Raw genomic sequence first — 20,726 nt, 5'->3', positions numbered from 1 at the left:
CGTGCGGGGCGCGGCGTCCGTCAGGAGAACCGGCGGCTCAGTCGTCCGGGTCGTCGCCGACCAGGTCGGCGGCGGAGGCACCGTTCTGGCTCTTCACCGCGACCTTGGCCCGCCCGCGGCGCTGGGCCGGGCGGGGCGGGGGCGGCGGGGCCTGCTGGGCGTACTGCCCACCCCGGCCCATGATCAGCTCCGCGAACGTCGCCATGGCCTCGTCGAGCTGGCTGGCGTTGCGGCGCTCGGACTCGGCGTTGGCCTTGGTGACCAGGTCGGTGACCGAGCCGGTGTCCGGGCGGTCGCGCAGCACGGTGTCGAGGCCGGCGAGCCGGTCGTCGACGCCCGTCGAGAGCTTGTCGACGTCGCCGGCGAGCTTCTCGAGGCGGGTGTCGACCTCCCCGGTCAGCTTGTCGAGGCGGCCGTCGACGTCGCCGGTCAGCTTGTCGAGCTTCCCGTCGACGCTCTCGCCGAGCGCGTCGAACCGGCCGTCCACGGCCTCCGACAGCGACGACAGCCGCTCGGTGACCGAGCCGTCGAGCTCGCCGAGGCGGTCCTTCAGGGACCCGCCGAGCTTGCCGACCCGCTCCTTGACCGACCCGTCCAGGTCGGTCAGCTTGCCGTCGAGACCGGACTCGACCGAGTCGAGCCGGGTGCCGACCTCCTCCAGACGGGCGGAGAGGGCCTCCAGCCGCTCGGTGAGGGCGTCGAACGCCGGGGCCGGGTCGACGGCCGGGCGCTGGGCCAGGTCCTCCAGGCGGCGGTGCAGGCCCACCGAGGTGTCGCCCAGCAGATTGCGCAGGCCCTCGCCGGTCTCCTCGAAGGAGTGCACGGCCGCGTCGAGCTGCTCGCGCACCTGACGCTCGACGCCGTCGACCCGCTCCTTGATCGGGGAGGCGACGGCGTTCGGCATCGCGTCGAGCCGCATCTCGTGCCGGTCGAGGCGGTTGTCGAGGTCGTCGAGGCGCTTGTGCAGGCCGCCCAGGCGGTCGTCCAGGCCGTCCATCCGGCCCGAGACGCCCTCGAGGCGCCCGCCCATGCCGTCCAGCCGCCCGTCGAGCTGGGCGATCGGCTTGGCCAGCTTGTCCGGCAGGGACTCGATGGCCCGGGTGATCGCGCCGAGCACGATCTCGGTGTTGTCCAGCTTGGACACGGTCTCGTCGAGGCGCTCGGCCAGGACGTTCAGCTCGGTCCGGTCGGGGAGTTCGGTGAGCTTCTTGCGCACGGTGCCGATGGCGTCCAGGGCCGCCAGCCGGGCGTGGATCTCGTCGAGGGAGTCGAAGATCTGCTGCTGTTCGCTGTCACGGATCTCGGCCGCTCGCATGAGCATGCCGCGCATCCGGTCGAACGAGAGGTTCGAAGTGTCGCTCATGGCACCTGCTGCGCTTCCTCTGAGCCAAGTGGGGAGTGCCCAGAGGGTAGCGACCGCCGTACGAGGGTCGACGGACGGTGTTGCGCTCGGCCGTCCGGGGCATGTCTCCGCGCCCGGATCGGGTCGATCATGGCAGGTCCGGGCGCCGGTCGTCGCGCGCCACGCCGCTCGGTACCGTGCCCGAGTGGCAGATCCCACCGCTCCCGTCCCGGTCACCCGCGACGCCGTCCGCCGTGCCCCCAAGGTGCTCCTGCACGACCACCTCGACGGCGGCCTGCGGGTCGGGACCGTCGTCGACCTGGCCCGCGAGTACGGCTACGACAAGCTTCCCACCACCGACCCCGGCGAGCTCGCGGCCTGGTTCCTCGGCGCCGCCCACTCCGGCTCGCTGGTCCGCTACCTCGAGACCTTCGGGCACACCGTCGCCGTGCTGCAGACCCGGGAGGCGCTGACCCGGGTCGCGGCCGAGGCCGCCGAGGACCTGGCCGCCGACGGCGTCGTCTACGCCGAGGTGCGCTTCGCCCCCGAGCTGCACGTCGAGGGCGGTCTGGACCTCGACGCCGTCATCGCGGCCGTCCTCGACGGATTCCGGATCGGCACCGCCCGCGCCGCGGCGGCCGGGAACACCGTCCGGGTCGGCACCCTGCTCACCGCGATGCGGCACGCCGCCCGGTCCCGGGAGATCGCCGAGCTGGCCGTGCGCCACCGCGACTCCGGCGTGGTCGGGTTCGACATCGCCGGCGCCGAGAAGGGGTTCCCGCCCACCCGCCACCTCGACGCTTTCGAGTACGTCCGTCAGCAGAACGCCCACGTCACCATCCACGCCGGTGAGGCGTTCGGGCTGCCGTCGATCTGGGAGGCCGTGCAGTGGTGCGGCGCCGACCGGCTCGGACACGGCGTCCGGATCGTCGACGACATCACCGTCACCGACGACGGCCCGCACCTGGGCCGCCTCGCCGCCTGGGTCCGCGACAGCCGCATCCCGCTGGAGATGTGCCCGACCTCGAACGTGCACACCGGCGCCGCGTCGTCGCTGGCCGAGCATCCCATCGGGCTGCTCACCGACCTGCGGTTCCGGGTCACGGTCAACACCGACAACCGGCTGATGTCCGGCTGCACCATGACCAGCGAGATGTACGACCTGGCCGAGACCTTCGGCTACGGCTGGGACACCCTGCGCTGGTTCACCGTCAATGCGATGAAGTCGGCGTTCATCGGGTTCGACGAGCGCCTGGCGCTCATCGAGGACGTCATCAAGCCCGGGTACGAAGCCCTGTCGCGCTAGTCGTGCCGGCCCTGCCGACGCTGCTCGTCCCGATCGACACGACCGTGGTGGGCCCGGCGGTCCCCGCACCGGTGTCCGGGCCGACGCGAGGGCGCGGAGCCGCGTGTCACTGCTGTCCTACGCTCGTCGTATGAGTGCTCCTGCCTTCTACACCGAACTGCGCGCGTTGCGGCTCGAGAGGGTGCTGGACGCCTCGGTCGAGCTGATCACCGAGGAGGGCTGGGACCGGCTCAGCATCACCAAGGTCGCCCAGCGCTCCGGAGTGCCGCGGCAGAGCCTGCACAAGGAGGTCGGTACGAAGGCCGAACTCGGCCGCGCCGTGGTGGACCGTGAGGTCGAACGGTTCCTGGCGCGGGTGCAGGAGGGAGTGGCGGCCCATCCCGACTCGCTGGAGGACGGGATCGCCGCGGCGGCGCGCCACGCACTCGACCACGGTCGGCAGAACGCGGTCCTCGCCGCGGTCCTGCGTCCCGGCCACGACCACGGTCTCCTGGAGCTGGTCGCCGTGCATCCGGACGTCGTGCTCGGCAACGCCGTGCAGGCCCTCGGCGCCCAGCTCGGTGCGGCCGCCCCCGAGGCCATGGTCGACACCGTGGTCCGGCTCGTCCTCAGCCATCTGCTGCAACCGACCGTGGAGGTCGACCAGGCAGTGGACCGGGTCAGGCACGTGGTGCGCGGATTCGCCTGAGTCCCGGCCCCCCGACGGCAGCTGTCTCAGAGGTCCAGGACCAGTCGCCGGGTCAGCGCGCGTGACACGCACGTCATCATGACCTCACCCCGCTCCCGCTCGGCCCGCGAAAGCACCGCGTCGCGGTGATCGGGGGTGCCCTCGATGACGTCGGCCTCGCAGGTGCCGCAGATGCCCTCCATGCAGGAGCCCATCACGGCCACACCGGCCTGCTCCAGCGCGTCGAAGACCGACATGCCTCGAGCGACGTCCACGGTGACCCCCGAGGCGGCGCATTCGACCTCGAACGTGTCCAGCCCTCCTGCGGTCGGGTCGGCCACCGCGGCCACGAACCGTTCGAGATGCAGGCTGTCCCGGGGCCAGGTACCGCACCTGCCCTCGACCGCGTCGAGGAGTGCGCCCGGGCCGCAGCAGTAGACGAGGGTGTCGGTCCGCGGGGTGCCCAGGACGGAGTCGAGGTCGAGCAGGCCGCGCTCGTCCTGGGGCCACACGGTCACCCGCTCGTCATCGTCGAGCTCGTCGAGGAAGGCCATCGACGTCCGGGACCGGCCGCCGTACAACAGGTGCCAGTCGGCGCCGTCGGACCGGGCGGACTCGACCATGGCGCGGATGGGGGTGATGCCGATGCCGCCGGCGATGAACTGGTAGCGAGGTGACGGTTCGAGGGCGAAGTGGTTGCGGGGACCTCGGACACGCAGCGTGTGCCCCACATCCAGCGTGTCGTGCACGTACGCTGACCCTCCGCGACTCCGCGGTTCGCGCAGCACCGCCACCCTCCAGGGGGAGCCCGGCGCTGGGTCGCCGCACAAGGAGTACTGCCGTGTCAGCCCGCGGTTCAGGACCACGTCGATGTGGGCACCGGGCGCCCAGGCCGGCAAGGCGGCGCCCGTGGGATCGGTGAGGGTCAGCTCGACGACCCCTTCGGCCACCTCGCGGCGGGACGCGACCTGCAGGTCCAGGAGGCCGGCGCCGCGCGGGGTGGCCCGCCCGACCCGGGACGACGACGTCGGCGTCGCGGTGGGGGTGGGCTCGGAGACGGGCGAGGCGGACGACGCAGCAGCCGGGGCCGCCCCCCGCTCGGCGGCCAGGGCCGAGCGGTACGGCCCGTCGCCGGGCCGCTCTCCACCCGCAGGCGTCAGCCGCACCATCATCGAGCTGTAGCCGCGCACGAAGTTCGACTGCACCCGGGTCGGTTCGGCGAGGACCTCGATGTCGTCGAAGCGTGCGAGCAGCTCCTCCCAGAGGATGCGCAACTGCAACTCGGCGAGCCGGCTGCCCATGCAGCGGTGCGGACCGATACCGAACGCAAGGTGGTGCCGTGCGTTCCGCCTGTCGATGAGGAACGAGTCCGGGTCCTCGAACGTCCGCTCGTCCCGGTTCGCCGAGGCGTACCACATGACGACCTTGTCGCCCTTGCGGATGAACTGGCCGTTCAGGACGGTGTCGCGCGTGGCGACCCGGCGCATGTAGGCCAGCGGTGTCTGCCACCGCAGGATCTCGTGGACCAGCTTCGGCACGAGCGACGGATCGGCCCGCAGCCGGTCGAACTGCTCGGGGAACTGGTTGAGGGCCAGCACGCCACCGGTCATCGAGTTCCGGGTGGTGTCGTTGCCGCCCACCACGAGCAGTACCAGGTTGCCCAGGAACTCCATCGGACGACGGATCAGGTCCTTGGTGTCCTCGGAGAGCTGCATGAGGGTGATGAGGTCGTAACCCGGCTCGTCACCGTCGGCGAGACGAGCCGCCTTCTCGTGCCACAGCTCGCTGAAGGCGCGTGCCATCTCCGCGGCGCCGCGGTAGATCTCGTCGGTGTCGTTGGAGCCGCCGGTCGCCGACGCGCTCGTCGCCACCAGATCCGTCCACTGCACCAGCTTGCGGCGCTGGTCGTACGGGAAGTCGAGCAGGGTGGCCAGCATCCGCGAGGTCAGCTCCACGCTGACCCGGTCGACCCAGTCGAACGGCTCTCCCACCGGCAACCCGTCGAGGACCTCCCGCACACGCGAACGGATCAGGCCCTCCATCTCCTCGAGGTTCTTCGGAGCCACGACACCCTGCACGGCTGCGCGCTGCTGGTCGTGGCGCGGCGGGTCCATCGCGATGAACATCTCGATGTCGAGACCGTCCGGCGGCGAACCGAGGACGATCTGCGGTTCCGCGGAGAAGGTCTCGAAGTCCTTGTCGACCCGCACGATGTCGTCGTACCGGGTGACCGACCAGAACGGCCCGAACGCGCTGTCGGCCCGGAAGTGCACGGGCGCCTCGTCGCGCAGCCGACGGAAGTAGGGCAGCCACTGCTGCTGACGCCACAGGAACGGGTTGCTGACGTCGATCTCGGTCAGGTCGAGGTCGGACACCTCCGCGATGTCGGACTCGCTGAAGCGTGGTTGCCCGTCACCGACCACCAGCCTCCTGGCCCGCTGCATCAGATGCAGCGCCTGGATCTGGCGGCGCATCGGGATCGCCGCCTGGGCTCGGGTGCGGACCTGATCGGGAACGCGCATGCCGTCGACCACCTTGTCGAGATGACTGCTGACGACATAAGCGAATCACAAGTCCCCGACGCTGACAATATCCGATCGAATGTCAGAGCTGGGACATCCCGGAACGCCCCGGCGCTCCGGTTCTTCCGGCCCTGGGCAGGCCCCTTGCGGGGCCGATCGGGCTAGTGCTCCCGCAGCCGGGCCTCGAGCCCGGCGACGAGCTCGCCCCAGGACTGCGCCTCCTGGGTGAACGGCGGGCTGGGCGCCATCCGCGTCGGGTCCGGCCGCACGACGAACGACACGAGCCAGCCGAGGCTGTTGGACTCGGCGAGGACCTCGGCGGGCTCGGGGTCCCCGGCCCACTCGCCGACGTCGGTCAGCAGCTCCGAGGCCAGGTCGAGCTGGACCGGGTCCAGGTCGAGCACGCCCTCGGCGAGGTCGGGGCCGATCCCGGTCAGCACGTAGGTGTTCATGTCCTCGACGCCGCCGTCGAGCTCGCCGACGGCGGCCGCGTCGAGCACCTCGGCGAAGGTGACGGCCGCGGTCAGGTCGGTCCCGGCGACGGCGGGGTGCTCCCGGTCGGCCAGCGCCCGGAACAGCGCACGCTCGGAGCCGAACACGTCGATCCGGCCGTCGGAGCCGAGGAAGACCGGCTTGTCGTCGAGGTAGCAGCGCAGGCTGACCACGGAGCGGTCGCCGACCTCGATGCGGATCGGGTCGATGCCGACCTCGGCCCAGAAGCCGGTCGGCTCCTCCGCGGCGGTGTCGGCGTCCTCGGTGCCCGCGGCGAGCGCGGCGGCCTCGAGGGCCTCGTCGTCGTCGAGGGGCTGTTCGGCGAGACGGTCGCGCAGCTCCTGTTCCTCGGCGCGCGCCTTGTCCAGCGCCCCGGCGTCGAGGTCCGGTGTGGCGACGAGGTCGTCGACGGTGTCGACGATCCCGTCCCAGTGCGTCGCGATCGCCTCGGACAGCGCGGTCCAGCGCTTGGCGCCGTCACGTCCGGCGAAGGCCTGCTCGCCCTCGCGCAGCAGCGCGAACGTGGGCTCGCCGTCGAGCGCGGCGATCACGGCGGAGAGGTCGCAGACGTCGGCCAGCGACCGGACGATCGAGACGGTCTCGTGCAGCTCCTGCACGGTCAGCGCGTCCGGGTCGGCGGCGGCCAGCTCCGGCAGACCGACCAGGTCGTACCGGTGGACGGCGTCGGGGGTCAGCTCGGCGACCGCGAGCCCGGGGACCGCGGACCACGCGGGGTGGTCGGTCAGGTCGTGCTCGGGTGCGGTCCGCACGAACGCGGCGAGACCGGCCACCTCGTCGAAGACGAACACGTGCTCGTCGTCGCCGAGGAAGGCTTCCCACTCCTCGCCGTCCTCGCGCCAGGGGGGAGCCCACAGGGTGACCACGTCGCCCCGGGTGAGAGCGAGCCGGATCGGGACGATGTCGCTTGCCACGGGGCGAGCCTATCGTCGCGTCCTGCCGCCGGCCGGTCCCACCACCTCGGGTGTCGCCGGCCCGGCGGATCACGGTCGTGCGGGGTCAGGCCTGGGAGTGCAGTCGGACCACTCCGATGGACACGTCCTCGAGTCCACCCCGGTCGAAGTCGCGTCGCAGCTGGTCGGCCTTGACGGTCGCCGTCATCCCGTCGAACGGGCCGTGCGCGTCCACCTCCCCGGTCTGTGGGTCCACCGCCAGAACAACGTATCCGTCGCACTGCGTGAGCTTTTCCGCAGCAGCGATCAACGTCTGCTCCTCGGAAGTCGTGTTCTCCGGCATCGGATCACCTCCTTGTCGTCTAGTACAGCGTCGGCGGTGCCCTCGATGTGACACCGTTTCGGCCATACCACCCGTTCGGGTCAGGTGAATCGCGAGATCGGCGACCGCGCGTGCTGATCGTGGCACTCCACGCGGTCGATCACGCGATCCGGGGAACCGGCCGTGTCCGACCGGCAACCGTTGGTGATCACGGTTCCGCTCCGGGATCGGCTGTCACGCAAGGTCTGCGAGGGTGTCCGCGGCCTCACCCGGGAGGACGAGGAGATGCATCCGGCCGGTCCCGGCGTCACTCGTCGGTGAGCGCGTGCTTCTCACGCTTCGTGAACCGTGACACGCATCCGTGTCAACGTCCGGGGATGACGTCCCGGTGTCCGTCCGGTCACGGGACGGCATCGTCGCAGGACACGGAGCGCGTCCGGCCGTCGGGTCCCACGGCCCGGCGGGGCGACGGCACCGGATCGGTGGGCCGGGCGCCTCCTCACGGGGGATCTCCGCGCGGCCCGGCCGCCGTAGGGTGTGCGGCCGTGGACACGATCGTCGTCGACCACCCGCTCGCGCGGGCCCGGCTCAGCACCATGCGGGACGCCCGCACCGACAACGCGACCTTCCGGGCGGCGTTGCGCGAGCTCACCCTGATGCTGGTCTACGAGGCCACCCGCTCGGCGCCGCTGGCCGAGGAGCGGATCCACACCCCGGTCTCGCGGACGGTCGGCCACCGGCTCGCCGTCCCGCCGGTGCTCGTCCCCGTGCTGCGGGCCGGGCTGGGGATGGCCGAGGCCGCGCTGAACCTGATCCCGGACTCGCAGATGGGCTTCGTCGGCATGGCCCGTGACGAGACGACCCACCGGCCGGTGCCCTACATGGAGTCGCTGCCCGACAGCCTCGTCGGGCGGCCGGTGTTCGTGCTCGACCCGATGCTGGCCACCGGCGGCTCGATGGTGCACACCGTGGAGCTGCTGACCCGCCGCGGCGCCGACGACGTGACGGTCCTCTGCGCGCTGTCCGCGCCGGAGGGCGTGGAGCGGCTGCGCGCGTCCGGGCTGCCGGTCCGGATGGTGACCGCCAGCATCGACGAGCGGCTCAACGACTCCGCGTTCATCGTCCCCGGCCTCGGCGACGCCGGGGACCGCCAGTTCGGCGCGGTCTGAGTCCGCCGTGAGGCCCTCCCGTCGCATCCTCACCGGGGTCGTGGCGACGGTGGCCGCGGTCGCGCTGTCGGCGCTGCCCGCGGCGGACCGGCCGGAGGACGCCGAGGTGCCCGCCGCCGTCGACGATCCCGGGGTGGTGCGGGTGATGCCGCTGGGCGCGTCGTCGACGGTCGGGGTGGGGAGCCCGGCGACGGCCGGGTACCGCCTCCCGCTGTGGCAGCGCCTGGCCGCCGACGGCGTCCGCATCGACTACGTCGGCTCCCGCAGCTCCGGGCCGGACGCGCTGCCCGACACCGACCACGAGGGCCGCTCCGGCTGGACGGCGGCCCGGATGGTGCCGATGACGGGCGGCTGGGTGCTGGCCGCGCAGCCGGACGTCGTGCTGCTGCACGCCGGGACCAACGACCTGTTGCAGGACGCGAGCGCGCGGGCGACGGCGGCGAGCCTGGACCGGCTGCTGGACCGCGTGTTCGCGGCCGCACCGCACACCCACGTGATCATGGCCGGGGTGTGGGCGCCGCTGCCGAAGCAACGGGCCGAGCGGGCGCGGCTGGCCGAGTACCTGCCCCGGGTCGCCGCCGCGCACCGGGCGGCCGGGCACTCGGTGGAGTTCGTCGACACCGCCGCCCTGTTCCCCGCCGGGCGGACCGCGGACGGCCTGCACGCCGGGCCGGGCGCCTACCGCACGATCGCGTCGGTGTGGGCCGACCGGATCGAGGCGCACCTCGGGGTGCGGCCCGCCACCGGGCGCCGGTAGCTCAGCCCTCCGGCATGACGGTCGCGGCGACGACCGCGCCCAGCTCGCGGCACGCGGCCCGGGCGGCGGCGTCCGGGGGACCCGCGACCTCGACCGGCGCGGCCGCCGCGGTCCATCCCATCGCCCCGGCGACCGTCGTCACCGAGCGGGTCGCGCCGGAGGTGTCCGAGCCGCCGTGCACCCACAGCCCGTAGGGCAGGCCGCGGGTGTCGTCGGCGCAGACGTAGAAGACCTGGTCGAGGAAGTGCTTGAGCGCGCCGGACATGTAGCCGATGTTCGCCGGCGTCCCGAGGACGACGGCGTCCGCGGCGAGCAGGTCGCTCGCCGTCGCGGCCAGAGCGGCGCGGGCGACGACCTCCACCCCGGTGATGTCCGGGTCGGCCGCGCCCGCGCGGACCTCGGCGAGCAGCTCCGCGGTGGCGGGGGACGGCGTGTGGTGGACCAGCAGCAGGCGCGCGCTCATCCGGCGAGCATCCCGTCGACCTCCGCGCGCAGCGCGGCCAGGCGCTCCGCGGCGACGGCCCGCGACGCCGGCACCGCGGCCACGTCGCCGGTGGGGTCCTCCACGACCTCCAGGTAGGCCTTGAGCTTCGGCTCGGTCCCCGACGGGCGAATCACCACGCGGGTCCCGGGGCGCCGCAGCCGCAGGACGTCGGGGGCCGGGCGGTCGGCCTCCCAGCCGGCCGGGGGCGCGGCGCGCAGCCGGGCGACGGCGGCGTCGCGCTCGACGGGGGCCATCCGGATCGAGACACCCCGGGTGGCGTGCACGCCGAACTCCGCCGCCAGCTCGTCGAGCCGCCGCGGCACCGACGACCCGGCCGCGGCGAGCCCGCGTACCAGGTCCGCGGCGACGACGGCGGCGGAGACGCCGTCCTTGTCCCGGACGCCGTCGGGGTCGACGCAGAGTCCGATCGCCTCCTCGTAGCCGAAGACGAGCCCGTCGCCGGCCCGCACGATCCACTTGAACCCGGTGAGGGTCTCGGCGGAGCGGGCCCCGCGGGCGGCCGCGACCCGGGCGAGCATCGACGACGACACGACGGTCGTCGCGACCAGCGGGTCCGCCGCGGTCCCGGTCCGCAGGACGTGGTCGCCGAGCAGCACGCCGGTCTCGTCGCCGGACAGCATCCGCCAGCCGTCGGGGAAGGCGACGCCGAGCGCGCACCGGTCGGCGTCCGGGTCCAGCGCGACGGCGAGGTCCGCGCCGCTCCGGGCGGCCAGCGCGAGCAGCGCGTCGGTCGCGCCGGGCTCCTCCGGGTTCGGGAAGGCGACCGTCGGGAAGTCGGGGTCGGGCACGGCCTGGCTCGCGACGACGGCGACGTCGTGCACCCCGGCCCGGGCGAGCGCGGCGACCGCGGTCGCGCCGCCGACGCCGTGCATCGGGGTGAGCGCGATCCGCGGCGCGGGCGCCCCGGTGTTCCCCGACAGCGTCGCGACCCGGTCCAGGTAGGCGCCGGTGACCTCCGCCGGGTCCGGCAGCGGCCCGAGCGGCACCGACACCGCGGGCGGGGCGGCGGTGATCGCGTCCTCGATGGCGGCGTCGTCGGGGCCCACGAGCTGCGCGCCGTCGGCGAGGTAGACCTTGTAGCCGTTGTCGGCGGGCGGGTTGTGCGAGGCGGTGACGGCGATCCCGGCGACCGCGCCGAGGTGGCGCACGGCGAAGGCCACCAGCGGGGTGGGGACGGGGCCGTCGAGCAAGGTCACGGTGAACCCGGCGCCGGTCAGCACCCGGGCGGTGGCCTCGGCGAACGCCGCCGACCCGTGCCGGGCGTCCCGGCCGACGACGACCCGGCCGGTGCCCGTGGTCCGGGCCAGGTGGGCGGCCAGGCCGGCGGTCGCCCTGGTCACGACGGCGACGTTCATCCCCGACGGCCCGGCCCGCACCGGCCCGCGCAGCCCGGCGGTGCCGAAGCGCAGCGGCCCGGCCAGCCGGTCGGCCAGCTCGTCGCCGGCCGCCGCGGCGCCGTCGCCGCCGGCCATCGCGGTGGCCAGCACGCGCTGCAGCTCGGCCCGGGTGCCCGGGTCGGGGTCGTCGGCGATCCAGCGCAGCGCCGCGTCGCGCAGCGGCCCCGGCAGCACCATCAGATGCGGCCGACGAGGTCGCGCAGCAGCGAGCCCATCCGGGTCGCCGCCGCGGCGCCGGCGTCGAGGACCTCCTGGTGGTTCAGCGGCTGCCCGGACAGGCCCGCGGCCAGGTTGGTGACCAGCGAGATGCCGGCGACCTCCAGTCCGGCGGCGCGGGCGGCGATCGTCTCGGCGACGGTGGACATCCCGACCAGGTCCGCGCCCAGCGTGCGCAGCATCCGGATCTCGGCCGGGGTCTCGAAGTGCGGACCGGGCAGCCCGGCGTAGACGCCGTCGACCAGCGACGGGTCCAGCTCGCGGGCGGCGGCGCGCAGCCGGGGGGAGTAGGCGTCGGTGAGGTCGACGAAGTGCGCGCCGTGCAGCGGCGAGCGCGCCAGCAGGTTGAGATGGTCGGAGATCAGCACCGGCTGCCCGACCGACAGGCCCTCGGTGATGCCGCCCGCCGCGTTGGTCAGCACGACCGTGCGGACACCGGCCGCCGCGGCGGTGCGGACGCCGTGCACGACCGGGTCCATCCCGTGGCCCTCGTAGAGGTGGGTGCGCCCGAGCAGGACCAGCACCCGGGTGTCGCCGATGCGCAGCGAGCGGGCGGTGCCGCCGTGGCCGACCGCGGACGGCGCGACGAACCCGGGCAGCTCGGCCATCGGGACCTCGGTGTCCGGGGTGCCGAGGACGTCGGCGGCCGGACGCCAGCCGGAGCCCAGGACCACCGCCACGTCGTGGGTGTCGGTGCCGGTGCGGCGGGCGAGCTCGGCGGCGGCGGCGTGGGCGCGAGCGGTGGGGTCGGCGGTGTCGGCCATGCGCGCCAGCCTAGGGGCCGCCGGCGCCGTGGCCGGCTCAGCCCGGGGTGGCGCGGAAGCCCGAGCCGATGGCGTCGAACAGGCCCGCGACGGCGCCCTCGGCGCGGCCGGCGGGGGAGGTCAGCTGCAGTACCCAGACCCCGTCGAGCTGGTCGCGGCCGGGAATGATGCGCATCAGCGTGCTGCGCTGCGCGCTGCCGCTGCCGGTGGTGAGCGCGACCTGGCTGGAGCCGTCGGGCAGCTGCTCGACCGGCCCGGCCTCGACCGGGTCGACGCCCAGCGCCTCGGGGGTGAGGGCGTCGGTGACGGCCCGGACCGAGGTCGCCGCCCGGACCGAGAGCTCCTGACGGCCGTCCGGGCTGACGAAGCGGACGACGACCGAGCCGTCGGGGGCGGGCGAGCGGAACTGCGTCCAGCCGTCGGGCACCGGCACGGTGAAGCCGAGCGGGTCCGGGTAGGTGGTGCGCAGCGACCGGTCGGTGGCGACGGTGACCGTCGACAGCGGTTCCTGCCCGGCCAGCGCGCGGACCCCGGCGAACCCGGCGAGCGCGCCGAGCAGCACGATCAGGGCGCCGCCGAGCACCAGCGGGACGGCGCCGAGCACGGTGGTCGGGCCGGCCGCCGCGGTACGGGCGGGCGCCGCCCCCCGCGACGACGGGCGGGCCTGCCGCGGGCGCGGCGGCTCGGCGGGCGGCGGTGCCGGGGCGGGCACGGGGTCGGCGGCCGGGACGCGGCCGTAGGTGCCGGTGCCGGTGGGGCCGACCGGGCCGCGCGGGGGCGGTGCGGCGACCCGCGGCGGTGCCGGTGCCGGGGCCGCGCCGGTCGGTGCGGGCACCCGCGCCATCACGGTCGGCACGTCCGGGGAGCCGGGGAAGATCGGGTCGTCCGGGTCGGCGAGCAGCGGGCGCAGCCGGGCCCGGACCTCGTCGAGCGGCATCCGGCCCGACGGCTCCTTGACCATCAGCCCGGCGATGACCTCGGCGAGCGGGCCGGTGACCGTCGGCGCGGGGACGGGACCGTCGACGACCTCGGTGATGGTGCGGACCGGGTCACCGTCGACGTCGTAGGGCGGGCGGCCCTCGACGGCGGCCCAGAGCGTCGCGCCGAGGCCCCACAGGTCCGCGGCCGGCGTGACCGGCTGGCCCGCGGCGACCTCGGGCGCGATGTAGGCGGGGGAGCCGAGCACGAGGCCCGCGGAGGTCATCGGCGCGTCGGACTCGTTGCGGGCGATGCCGAAGTCGGTGAGCTTGATCCGGCCGTCGTCGGAGATCAGGACGTTGCCGGGCTTCACGTCGCGGTGGGTGATCCCGGCCCGGTGGGCGGCCCGCAGGGCCGCCGCGGTGCCGTGCCCGACGACGCCCGCCTGCGCGGCGTCGAGCCTGCCCAGCTCGGTGATCGCCGCGGCCAGGTTCTTCGACGGCACCAGCTCCATGACCACCAGCGGCTCGTCGCCGCCGGAGTCGAGCACGTCGAAGACGGTCACGACGTTGGGGTGCGACAGCCCGGCCAGTGCCCGGGCCTCCCGCATGATGCGTTCCCGCAGCTCCAGCTTCTCCCCGGCCGGGATTCCGTCGGGGATCTTCAGCTCCTTGAGCGCGACGCGGCGGTGCAGTACCTCGTCGAAACCCGACCAGACGGTGCCCATCGCGCCGCTCCCGAGCGGACCGTCGACGCGGTACCGCCCGGCGAACTGTCGGCGCTGGACCTCGCCCTCGGGAACGGACACGCCGCCGATTGTTCCATCGAGCCCGCGCTGCCCGTTCCCGCACACCGTTCCCGGCCGAGGTCGTCACCGGCGGTGCGCAGTGGTGACGGTGCGTGACGAAGCTGGTCGTTCCGGGACGCCGGACGGCCGCCGGGGCGGGCCGGGCGTGCGGACGGTCACGGTCCGGTGGCGTTCCGGCCGCGGGCCGGTGTCGTCGTCCCGGGAGTTCCCCGCGGCGGGCGTCCGAACCGCCGGTGAACGGCGAGGACGGCCGTTCGCCGACGGGAGGAGCGGTCGCACGCGGCCGTTCACCTGGAGCGGTGAACCCGCTGGCAGCAGCTCGCCGACCCCTTGCCGCCCCGAGACGGGAACGGACGATTTCGACTGGAACACCGCCGGACGGGTGAGCACCATCATGGGTGGTGGGAGACGACCGAACGCCGTCCGCGTCGACCGCGGGCATGCGGGCCGTTCCCGCCGAGGGCCAGTACGAGGAGGACAAGGTGACTGCGCTGCAGACCCGCACCGAGCTCCCGGAGATCACCGATCCCGCGGTCGACGATCTCGGCTCCGGCACGGGTCCGGCCTGGCTGGAGTCGTGGATGCGGGCGCACAAGGGCGAGATCGTCGGCTGGCGCCGCGCGATCCACGCCCAGCCCGAGCTGGCCCGTCGCGAGCACCTCACGACCGCGCGGGTCTCGGAGACCCTGCTGCGGGCCGGTCTGGAGCCGCGCACGCTGCGCGGCGGCACCGGTGTCGTCTGCGAGGTGGGGCACGGCGAGCCGCTGGTCGCCCTGCGCGCGGACATGGACGCGCTGCCCCTGCATGAGCAGACCGGTCTCCCGTTCGCCTCCGAGGTGCCCGGCGTCATGCACGCCTGCGGGCACGACGCGCACACCGCGATGCTGCTCGGCGCGGCACTGGCGCTGCAGTCCGCGCCGTCGCTGCCCGGCCGGGTCCGGCTGGTGTTCCAGCCGGCCGAGGAGGTGCAGCCGGGCGGCGCGCTCGACGCCGTCGAGCAGGGCGTGATGGAGGGCGTGCAGCGGATCTTCGCACTGCACTGCGACCCGCGCCTGGAGGTCGGACGGCTCGGCACCCGGGTCGGGCCGATCACCTCGGCCTGCGACCTCATCGAGGTCCGGCTGACCTCCCCGGGCGGGCACACCTCCCGCCCGCACCTGACCGCCGACCTCGTGCAGGCGCTCGGGCTGCTGGCCACCCAGGTGCCGCTGCTGCTGACCCGCCACGTCGACCCGCGGTCGGGCACCGTCCTGACCTGGGGTGCGGTGCACGCCGGGGACGCGGCGAACGCGATCCCGCAGTCCGGCCTGCTGCGCGGCACCCTCCGCACCGCCGACCACGCCACCTGGACCGAGCTCGAGGAGAAGCTGCGGGCGCTCGTCGCGTCCGTGCTGGCCCCGACCGGTGTCGGCTACGTGCTCGACCACGTCCGCGGTGTCCCGCCGGTCGTCAACGACGCGGTGTCCACCGGGATGCTGCGCGACGCCGCGGTGACCGTCGGTGGCGAGGCCGCCGACGCCTCCACCGAGCAGTCCTCGGGCGGCGAGGACTTCGCCTGGTACCTGGAGCACTCCGCGGGCGCCATGGCGCGGCTCGGGGTGTGGCCGGGCACCGGCAAGCAGCGGGACATCCACCAGCCGACCTTCGACCTCGACGAGCGGGCCCTGCCGTTCGGGTCGCGGGTGCTGGTGCAGGCCGCGCTGTCCGCGCTGGCGCAGGCGGCCTCCTGAACCACCGTCTCCCGCGGTGAACGGCGACGGCCCGGTCCCCTCGCGGGGGCCGGGCCGTCGTCGTCAGCCGGTGCGGCCGGTCAGGACTGGTTGCCGGGGGAGGACTTGCGGCTGGGCCTGCTGCGCAGCTCGTTGACGTAGTCGTCCGGGGCGCCCGCGGTCTCCGCGGCGTCGGCGATGACGCCCAGGTAGCGGGCCGACGGGTCCCCGCCCTCGTAGGCGTTCAGCACGTAGATGAACGCGAGGACGCTGCCGTCGAGGGTGGCGACGCGCAGCCGCAGCTTCTTGTGCATGCCCAGCTCGCCGCCCTCCCAGCGGTCGAGCTGGCGTTCGTCGTGCTCGGGGACGTCGTAGAGCACGACGAACACCTGCGAGCCCGGCTCCTCCACCACGGTGGAGAGCGCGCCCTCCCAGGTGTAGTCCTCGCCGCCGAACGTCAGCCGCCAGCCCTGGAGCCACCCGGTCCCGGCCATCGGCGAGTGCGGGGCGCGCTCCTTCATCTGCTCGGGGTCCATGTTCGACCCGTACGCGGCATACAGCGGCACGCGTGCAGGGTAATGGGGAGCCCGGCGGGGCCTCGACCCGCCCGGTCGTAATGATGGGACACGCGTACTGTGAGCCCCGTCGACGCCGGCGGGCGGGACCGCCTGCCGGTCCACCACCATCGACTTCTCCAGGGGGATCTCCCGTGACCCGCATCGTCATCATGGGCGGCGGACCGGCCGGGTACGAGGCCGCACTCGTCGCGGCACAGCACGGCAGCGAGGTGACCGTCGTCGAGCGGGACGGGATGGGCGGCGCCTGCGTCGTCTACGACTGCGTCCCCTCGAAGACCTTCATCTCCTCCGCGGCCGTCCGGGTCGACCTGCACCGTGCCGAGGACCTCGGCGTGCTGGTGGACCGCGGCAACTCCGCGGTCGACCTGCCCGCGGTCAACGAGCGGGTCAAGTCCCTCGCTCTCGCCCAGTCCGCCGACGTGCGGGCCCGGCTGGAGGACGAGGGCGTCCGGATCATCGCCGGCACCGCGCAGTTCGCCGGGCCCGCCGCGGCCCGCGCCGCGCACGAGGTGACCGCCACCCACACCGACGGGACGGTCGAGGAGCTCGTCGCCGACGTCGTCCTCATCGCGACCGGGGCCACCCCGCGGGTGCTGGACTCCGCCCGGCCCGACGGCGACCGGATCCTCGACTGGCGCCAGCTCTACGACCTCGACGAGCTGCCGGAGCACCTGATCGTGATCGGGTCGGGCGTGACGGGCGCGGAGTTCTGCTCCGCCTACGTCGAGCTCGGCTGCCGGGTCAGCCTGGTCTCCAGCCGTGACCGGGTCCTCCCGCACGAGGACGCCGACGCCGCGGCCGTGCTCGAGGAGGTCTTCGCCGAGCGCGGCGTCGAGATCCTCGCCCACGCCCGCGCGGACTCGGTCGAGAACACCGGCGACGGCGTCCGCGTCACGCTGTCCGACGGCCGGGTCGTCGAGGGCTCGCACGCCCTGATGACCGTCGGGTCGATCCCGAACACCGCCGACCTCGGCCTGGAGAAGATCGGCATCGAGACCGACCGCGGCGGGTTCGTCCCCGTCGACAAGGTCTCGCGCACCTCCGAGCCGGGCGTCTACGCGGCCGGCGACTGCACCGGGGTGCTCATGCTCGCCTCGGTCGCGGCCATGCAGGGCCGGATCGCGATGTGGCACGCGCTGGGCGAGGGCGTGTCCCCGATCCGGCTGCGGACCGTCGCGGCGAACGTGTTCACCCGCCCCGAGATCGCGACCGTCGGGATCAGCCAGAACGCGATCGACTCCGGTGAGGTCCCGGCCCGCACCGTGATGCTGCCGCTGTCGACGAACCCGCGCGCCAAGATGCGCGGGCTGCGCCGCGGCTTCGTGAAGCTGTTCTGCCGCCCGGCGTCCGGCGTGGTCATCGGTGGTGTCGTGGTCGCCCCGGTCGCGAGCGAGCTGATCCTGCCGATCGCGATGGCGGTCCAGAACGGGCTCGGCGTGGACGACCTGGCCCACACGTTCTCGGTGTACCCGTCGCTGTCCGGGTCGATCACCGAGGCGGGCCGTCAGCTCATGCAGCACTCCGACCTGGACTGAAGAACAGCTCCGCGCACCGGTCGCGCAGCTCGCCGTCGCCCGCGGGGGCGAGGGTGGACCACTCCGGTCCGCCGTGCGCGCCGGTCCCGCGGGTCAGCCGGTAGCGCCCTCGCGGCGTGTCGACGACGGCGATGTGCCCCGGCAGCCGCGACGGGCTGCCCCAGCGGTCGTGCCGGACGGCACAGATCTGCGCACGGTGCGTGGGCCCGGCGAAGAGCGGTGCGAGCCGGGCCCGCTGCTCGTCGTCCCCGTCCGTGCCGGGATCGGTGTGTGCGTCCGCGTCGAGGAGGCGGGCCAGCTCGGTGGTGGGCAGGGCCACGGCGGGCCCGGGCCCCGGCGCGCGCCGGGGCAGGGCCGACACCGCGGCGTGTGCCGGTGAGCCCGCCGCGGTGACGGTGACGGCTCCGCCGGTGTGGACGGCGAGGACGCCGTCGCCGTCGCGCTCGGCGGCGACCGCGCGCAGCGGCCCGTCGTCGAGACGGCCGCGCACCTCCAGATGGCGGTCGGGACGGGCGAGCAGGGCCAGCAGCCGTACCAGCGCGGGGTCGGGTCCGGCCGGACCGGCGAGGCCGCGGGCGCGCAGCCCGCCGACGCCGGCCGCCACGACCCGGCGTCGTTCCTCGCGGGTGCGCCCGGGGGAGGGCAGCCGCAGCGCCACCGGGGTGGCGCCGAGCCCCAGGTGCTCCCAGACGACGTCGAACTCGGCGCCGGTGAGCACGAACGGCGCCGACGGGGTCCAGGGCGCGGGCTCAGCCACGGCCCCTCCAGCGGGCGTCGGGGCGCAGGACGCCGGGGTCGGCTCGGGCACCGGGCTGCTCCGGGGGGTCGTCGGGGGCGGCGTGCTCGTCGGCGACGAGGCGCCAGGCCGGGGTGCGGGGGTCGGCGGGCGCGCCGACGGTCGCCGCGACCGGGTGTGGGGCGGCCGGGACCGCGCCCACCGGCACCCCGGCGGGGGGGACGGCCGGGTCGCCCGGTGGCGGCATCGGCGGCGGGGCGTGGCGGGCGTGTGTGACGGCGCCGTGGGGCGCCGGGCCGTCGGGGTGGGGAACGGCGAGGTCACCGGTGGTGACGCCGTGGTGGACCGGGCTCCGGGGACCGTCGGGGCCTCCGGGGGCGGCACCGCCGCCGGTTCCGTCCGGGAACGGTCGGTCGCTCGTGGTCGGACCGGGAGCGGGGCCTGCGTGTGGCGTGGGGCCGCCGTCGGGCACGGTGTTCCCGGTGGCGCCGTCCGGGGCGGGGCCACCGGACGCCGGCGGCGCCCCACCGTCGGCGGCCGGGGTGCCGCTGGGGGCGCGGGTGCCGCTGGTCGTCGCATCGCCGGAGGGCGGGCGGTGCTCGGCCCCGCTCGGCGGTCCGTCACCCGGCGGGTCCTGGGCGACACCGCAGGACGGTGCCCCGTGGCCGGCCGCGTCGCCGGGGCGCGGGTGTCCGGGCGGCGTGCCGCCCCCGGCGGGCCTGCGTCCGTCCCGGGCCTGCCGCTCCCGGCGGATCGTGGCACCGATCACGATCCCGGCCCCGCCGAGCGCCCCGCCCGCGAGCACCGCGGCGGTCACCGCGGTGCTGCTGCCGCCGGGGTCCGTGCCGTCGACGCCGTCCGGGACGCCGGCGCCCGCGGGGGACGCCGGACCGGCCCGGAGGTCGCCGGTGCCGGGTGCGCCGGGCGTGCCGGTGCGGGGGGCATCGGTCGCGGGAGCCGGCCCGGAGGAGGGCCCGCCGACGTCGATCGGCCGTGCCCCGGGCACCCCGGCCCGTCCGTTCCCGGTCAGCACCGCCGCGGTGATCCCGCCGAAGCCGATCCCCGCGAACACCGTCGTCCCCGTCCCGGCGCCGCCCGCCGGGTCCGGGGCCGGGTCCGCGTCGCCGCCGGGGCCGGGCGGGGGCCCGCCGGGCGACAGGGCCGGGACAGCGGGGGAGGCGGGGGCGGTGCCGTCGCGGGTGACGACCGGGGACGCACCCCACCCGGTCCACGGGGCGCCGGTGAGGCGGGTGTCGTCGTCGTAGCGGACCATCAGCTCCGCGGCCCGGCCGGCCGAGTTGCCCGCGGCGAGGTCGGCGGCCGCCCAGTCGTCGAGCAGGGCCGGGCCGGTGGGTGCGGCCTCCGGCGGCGTCGGCGCCGCGGCGGCCGGCATCCGGGCCCGGAGGTCCGCGGCGAGCCCGGCCTGGGCGGCGAGTGCGTCGGCGGTGCGGCCCGCGTCGACGGCGGCGGAGACGACCCAGCCGTCCAGCGACCCGAACGCCACGGTGACGCCGTCCGCGGTGCCGCCGGACCACCCTCCGGGCAGGTCACGGACCTGCCCGGACAGCTCGCGGTGGACGTCGGTGAGCGCGGCGGCGGCGTCGCGCCACGCCCGCTCCGCCCCGGCCGACGCCGAGGGGCCCGGACCGGCCGCCACCATCGCGACGATCTCGGTGTGGCTCAGTCCCGCCCAGCGCGGCGCGGTCACCGGGCACCCCGGTTCACCGCGTCCGTCGTCGACTCCTCGGTGCGGGTGTAGGCACGCCCGGTGGCACCGGCGGCGTCGCGGGCCCGCAGCAGCTCCGCGTGCAGGGTGCGCAGCCGGCCGATCGCGGCGTCGGGGCCGTCCGCGGCGTGGACGGCGTAGCGGGCGGCGGCCTCGGCGCTGGCCGGATCCCCCAGCCACGGCTCGACCCGGCGGGCGTCGGCGTCGAGGGTGCGGAGCGCGACGGCCAGCCGGGACGCGGCCCGGTCGAGCGCCTCCGCCGCCCCGGCCGGGGCGGCCGGGTCGACACGCAGGTCCGGGTGGATGTCGGGCACGTCGGCCTCCGGTGCGGACGGGCGGATCACGG

18 protein-coding genes are annotated in these 20,726 nt (G+C 75.2%); 6 read left to right on the top strand and 12 right to left on the bottom strand.

The features are described from left to right. Positions 1 to 37: 37 nt before the first annotated feature. Entirely contained in the window at positions 38 to 1,363 is a 1,326-nt protein-coding gene (locus ATL51_RS12260; protein ID WP_083474327.1) for a hypothetical protein, read from the bottom strand. Positions 1,364 to 1,547: 184 nt separating this feature from the next. On the opposite strand from ATL51_RS12260, the gene ATL51_RS12255 reads away from it, so the two are divergent. Both ATL51_RS12255 and ATL51_RS12250 read left to right on the top strand, forming a co-directional pair. Beyond that, the gene (locus tag ATL51_RS12255) at positions 1,548 to 2,648 is read left to right on the top strand and encodes an adenosine deaminase (protein WP_100878698.1); all 1,101 of its coding nucleotides are present in this window, start codon (positions 1,548 to 1,550) and stop codon (positions 2,646 to 2,648) included. Positions 2,649 to 2,778: 130 nt separating this feature from the next. After that, on the top strand, positions 2,779 to 3,336 hold the full coding sequence (locus ATL51_RS12250; RefSeq protein WP_100878697.1) for a TetR family transcriptional regulator: 558 nt from the start codon (positions 2,779 to 2,781) through the stop codon (positions 3,334 to 3,336). A 26-nt stretch (positions 3,337 to 3,362) separates the two neighbouring features. Here the strand turns inward: ATL51_RS12250 and ATL51_RS12245 are convergent, their stop codons facing one another. From ATL51_RS12245 to ATL51_RS12235, 3 genes are all read right to left on the bottom strand, one after another. Beyond that, entirely contained in the window at positions 3,363 to 5,837 is a 2,475-nt protein-coding gene (locus ATL51_RS12245; protein WP_100880669.1) for a cytochrome P450/oxidoreductase, read from the bottom strand. A gap of 161 nt (positions 5,838 to 5,998) precedes the next feature. Next, the gene (locus tag ATL51_RS12240; protein WP_100878696.1) at positions 5,999 to 7,261 is read right to left on the bottom strand and encodes a primosomal protein; all 1,263 of its coding nucleotides are present in this window, start codon (positions 7,259 to 7,261) and stop codon (positions 5,999 to 6,001) included. A gap of 85 nt (positions 7,262 to 7,346) precedes the next feature. Beyond that, on the bottom strand, positions 7,347 to 7,583 hold the full coding sequence (locus tag ATL51_RS12235) for a hypothetical protein (protein ID WP_073576391.1): 237 nt from the start codon (positions 7,581 to 7,583) through the stop codon (positions 7,347 to 7,349). Positions 7,584 to 8,107: 524 nt separating this feature from the next. On the opposite strand from ATL51_RS12235, the gene upp reads away from it, so the two are divergent. Both upp and ATL51_RS12225 read left to right on the top strand, forming a co-directional pair. Next, entirely contained in the window at positions 8,108 to 8,731 is a 624-nt protein-coding gene (gene upp / locus ATL51_RS12230) for a uracil phosphoribosyltransferase (RefSeq protein WP_073576390.1), read from the top strand. A gap of 7 nt (positions 8,732 to 8,738) precedes the next feature. Next, positions 8,739 to 9,488 (top strand): GDSL-type esterase/lipase family protein, encoded by a 750-nt coding sequence (locus ATL51_RS12225; RefSeq protein WP_157818336.1) that lies wholly within the window; start codon positions 8,739 to 8,741, stop codon positions 9,486 to 9,488. Between the two features lies 1 nt (position 9,489). Here ATL51_RS12225 and ATL51_RS12220 read toward each other — a convergent pair whose 3' ends face one another. From ATL51_RS12220 to ATL51_RS12205, 4 genes are read right to left on the bottom strand one after another with little or no spacing between them, the layout of a single operon-like run. Further along, positions 9,490 to 9,951, bottom strand: coding sequence for a flavodoxin family protein (locus ATL51_RS12220; RefSeq protein ID WP_062397648.1), 462 nt, complete (start codon positions 9,949 to 9,951; stop codon positions 9,490 to 9,492). Then, positions 9,948 to 11,567: a phospho-sugar mutase gene (locus ATL51_RS12215; protein ID WP_100878694.1), complete on the bottom strand. Its 1,620-nt coding sequence runs from the start codon at positions 11,565 to 11,567 to the stop codon at positions 9,948 to 9,950. The genes ATL51_RS12220 and ATL51_RS12215 overlap by 4 nt, the downstream gene beginning before the upstream one ends. Next, positions 11,567 to 12,370, bottom strand: coding sequence for a purine-nucleoside phosphorylase (locus tag ATL51_RS12210; protein ID WP_073576387.1), 804 nt, complete (start codon positions 12,368 to 12,370; stop codon positions 11,567 to 11,569). Before ATL51_RS12210 ends, ATL51_RS12215 begins: the two co-directional genes overlap by 1 nt. Before the next feature lie 37 nt (positions 12,371 to 12,407). After that, the gene (locus ATL51_RS12205; protein WP_301549000.1) at positions 12,408 to 14,096 is read right to left on the bottom strand and encodes a serine/threonine-protein kinase; all 1,689 of its coding nucleotides are present in this window, start codon (positions 14,094 to 14,096) and stop codon (positions 12,408 to 12,410) included. A gap of 440 nt (positions 14,097 to 14,536) precedes the next feature. On the opposite strand from ATL51_RS12205, the gene ATL51_RS12200 reads away from it, so the two are divergent. After that, positions 14,537 to 15,826, top strand: coding sequence for an amidohydrolase (locus ATL51_RS12200; RefSeq protein ID WP_100878693.1), 1,290 nt, complete (start codon positions 14,537 to 14,539; stop codon positions 15,824 to 15,826). An 80-nt stretch (positions 15,827 to 15,906) separates the two neighbouring features. Here ATL51_RS12200 and ATL51_RS12195 read toward each other — a convergent pair whose 3' ends face one another. After that, a complete protein-coding gene (locus ATL51_RS12195; protein WP_062397641.1) occupies positions 15,907 to 16,371 on the bottom strand; it encodes a gamma-glutamylcyclotransferase in 465 nt (154 codons plus the stop codon). A gap of 143 nt (positions 16,372 to 16,514) precedes the next feature. On the opposite strand from ATL51_RS12195, the gene ATL51_RS12190 reads away from it, so the two are divergent. Further along, positions 16,515 to 17,918 carry an NAD(P)H-quinone dehydrogenase gene (locus tag ATL51_RS12190; RefSeq protein WP_073576386.1) on the top strand — a complete coding sequence of 468 codons (1,404 nt, stop codon included), beginning with the start codon at positions 16,515 to 16,517 and terminating at the stop codon, positions 17,916 to 17,918. Here ATL51_RS12190 and ATL51_RS28180 read toward each other — a convergent pair. From ATL51_RS28180 to ATL51_RS12180, 3 genes are read right to left on the bottom strand one after another with little or no spacing between them, the layout of a single operon-like run. Beyond that, entirely contained in the window at positions 17,893 to 18,675 is a 783-nt protein-coding gene (locus ATL51_RS28180; protein WP_157818335.1) for an ESX secretion-associated protein EspG, read from the bottom strand. The two genes, ATL51_RS12190 and ATL51_RS28180, sit on opposite strands and share 26 nt — an antisense overlap. After that, entirely contained in the window at positions 18,668 to 20,362 is a 1,695-nt protein-coding gene (locus ATL51_RS28175; RefSeq protein ID WP_157818334.1) for a hypothetical protein, read from the bottom strand. Before ATL51_RS28175 ends, ATL51_RS28180 begins: the two co-directional genes overlap by 8 nt. Then, positions 20,359 to 20,724, bottom strand: coding sequence for a hypothetical protein (locus ATL51_RS12180; RefSeq protein ID WP_157818333.1), 366 nt, complete (start codon positions 20,722 to 20,724; stop codon positions 20,359 to 20,361). Before ATL51_RS12180 ends, ATL51_RS28175 begins: the two co-directional genes overlap by 4 nt. Positions 20,725 to 20,726 lie beyond the last annotated feature (2 nt).

The sequence above is a fragment of the Pseudonocardia alni genome, assembly GCF_002813375.1.
GTDB classification, from domain to species: Bacteria; Actinomycetota; Actinomycetes; order Mycobacteriales; family Pseudonocardiaceae; genus Pseudonocardia; species Pseudonocardia alni.
Note: the sequence above shows the minus strand (reverse complement) of the source record. Positions and strands in the feature narration are given on the sequence as shown.

What these genes read in the sequence shown, in the direction of transcription:
- ATL51_RS12210 (WP_073576387.1), bottom strand. Translation starts at nt 12,370, where the DNA reads ATGGCCGACACCGCCGACCCCACCGCTCGCGCCCACGCCGCCGCCGCC.
- ATL51_RS12250 (WP_100878697.1), top strand. Translation starts at nt 2,779, where the DNA reads ATGAGTGCTCCTGCCTTCTACACCGAACTGCGCGCGTTGCGGCTCGAG.
- ATL51_RS12235 (WP_073576391.1), bottom strand. Translation starts at nt 7,583, where the DNA reads ATGCCGGAGAACACGACTTCCGAGGAGCAGACGTTGATCGCTGCTGCG.
- ATL51_RS12220 (WP_062397648.1), bottom strand. Translation starts at nt 9,951, where the DNA reads ATGAGCGCGCGCCTGCTGCTGGTCCACCACACGCCGTCCCCCGCCACC.
- ATL51_RS12200 (WP_100878693.1), top strand. Translation starts at nt 14,537, where the DNA reads ATGCGGGCCGTTCCCGCCGAGGGCCAGTACGAGGAGGACAAGGTGACT.
- ATL51_RS12215 (WP_100878694.1), bottom strand. Translation starts at nt 11,567, where the DNA reads ATGGTGCTGCCGGGGCCGCTGCGCGACGCGGCGCTGCGCTGGATCGCC.
- ATL51_RS12245 (WP_100880669.1), bottom strand. Translation starts at nt 5,837, where the DNA reads ATGCGCGTTCCCGATCAGGTCCGCACCCGAGCCCAGGCGGCGATCCCG.
- ATL51_RS12260 (WP_083474327.1), bottom strand. Translation starts at nt 1,363, where the DNA reads ATGAGCGACACTTCGAACCTCTCGTTCGACCGGATGCGCGGCATGCTC.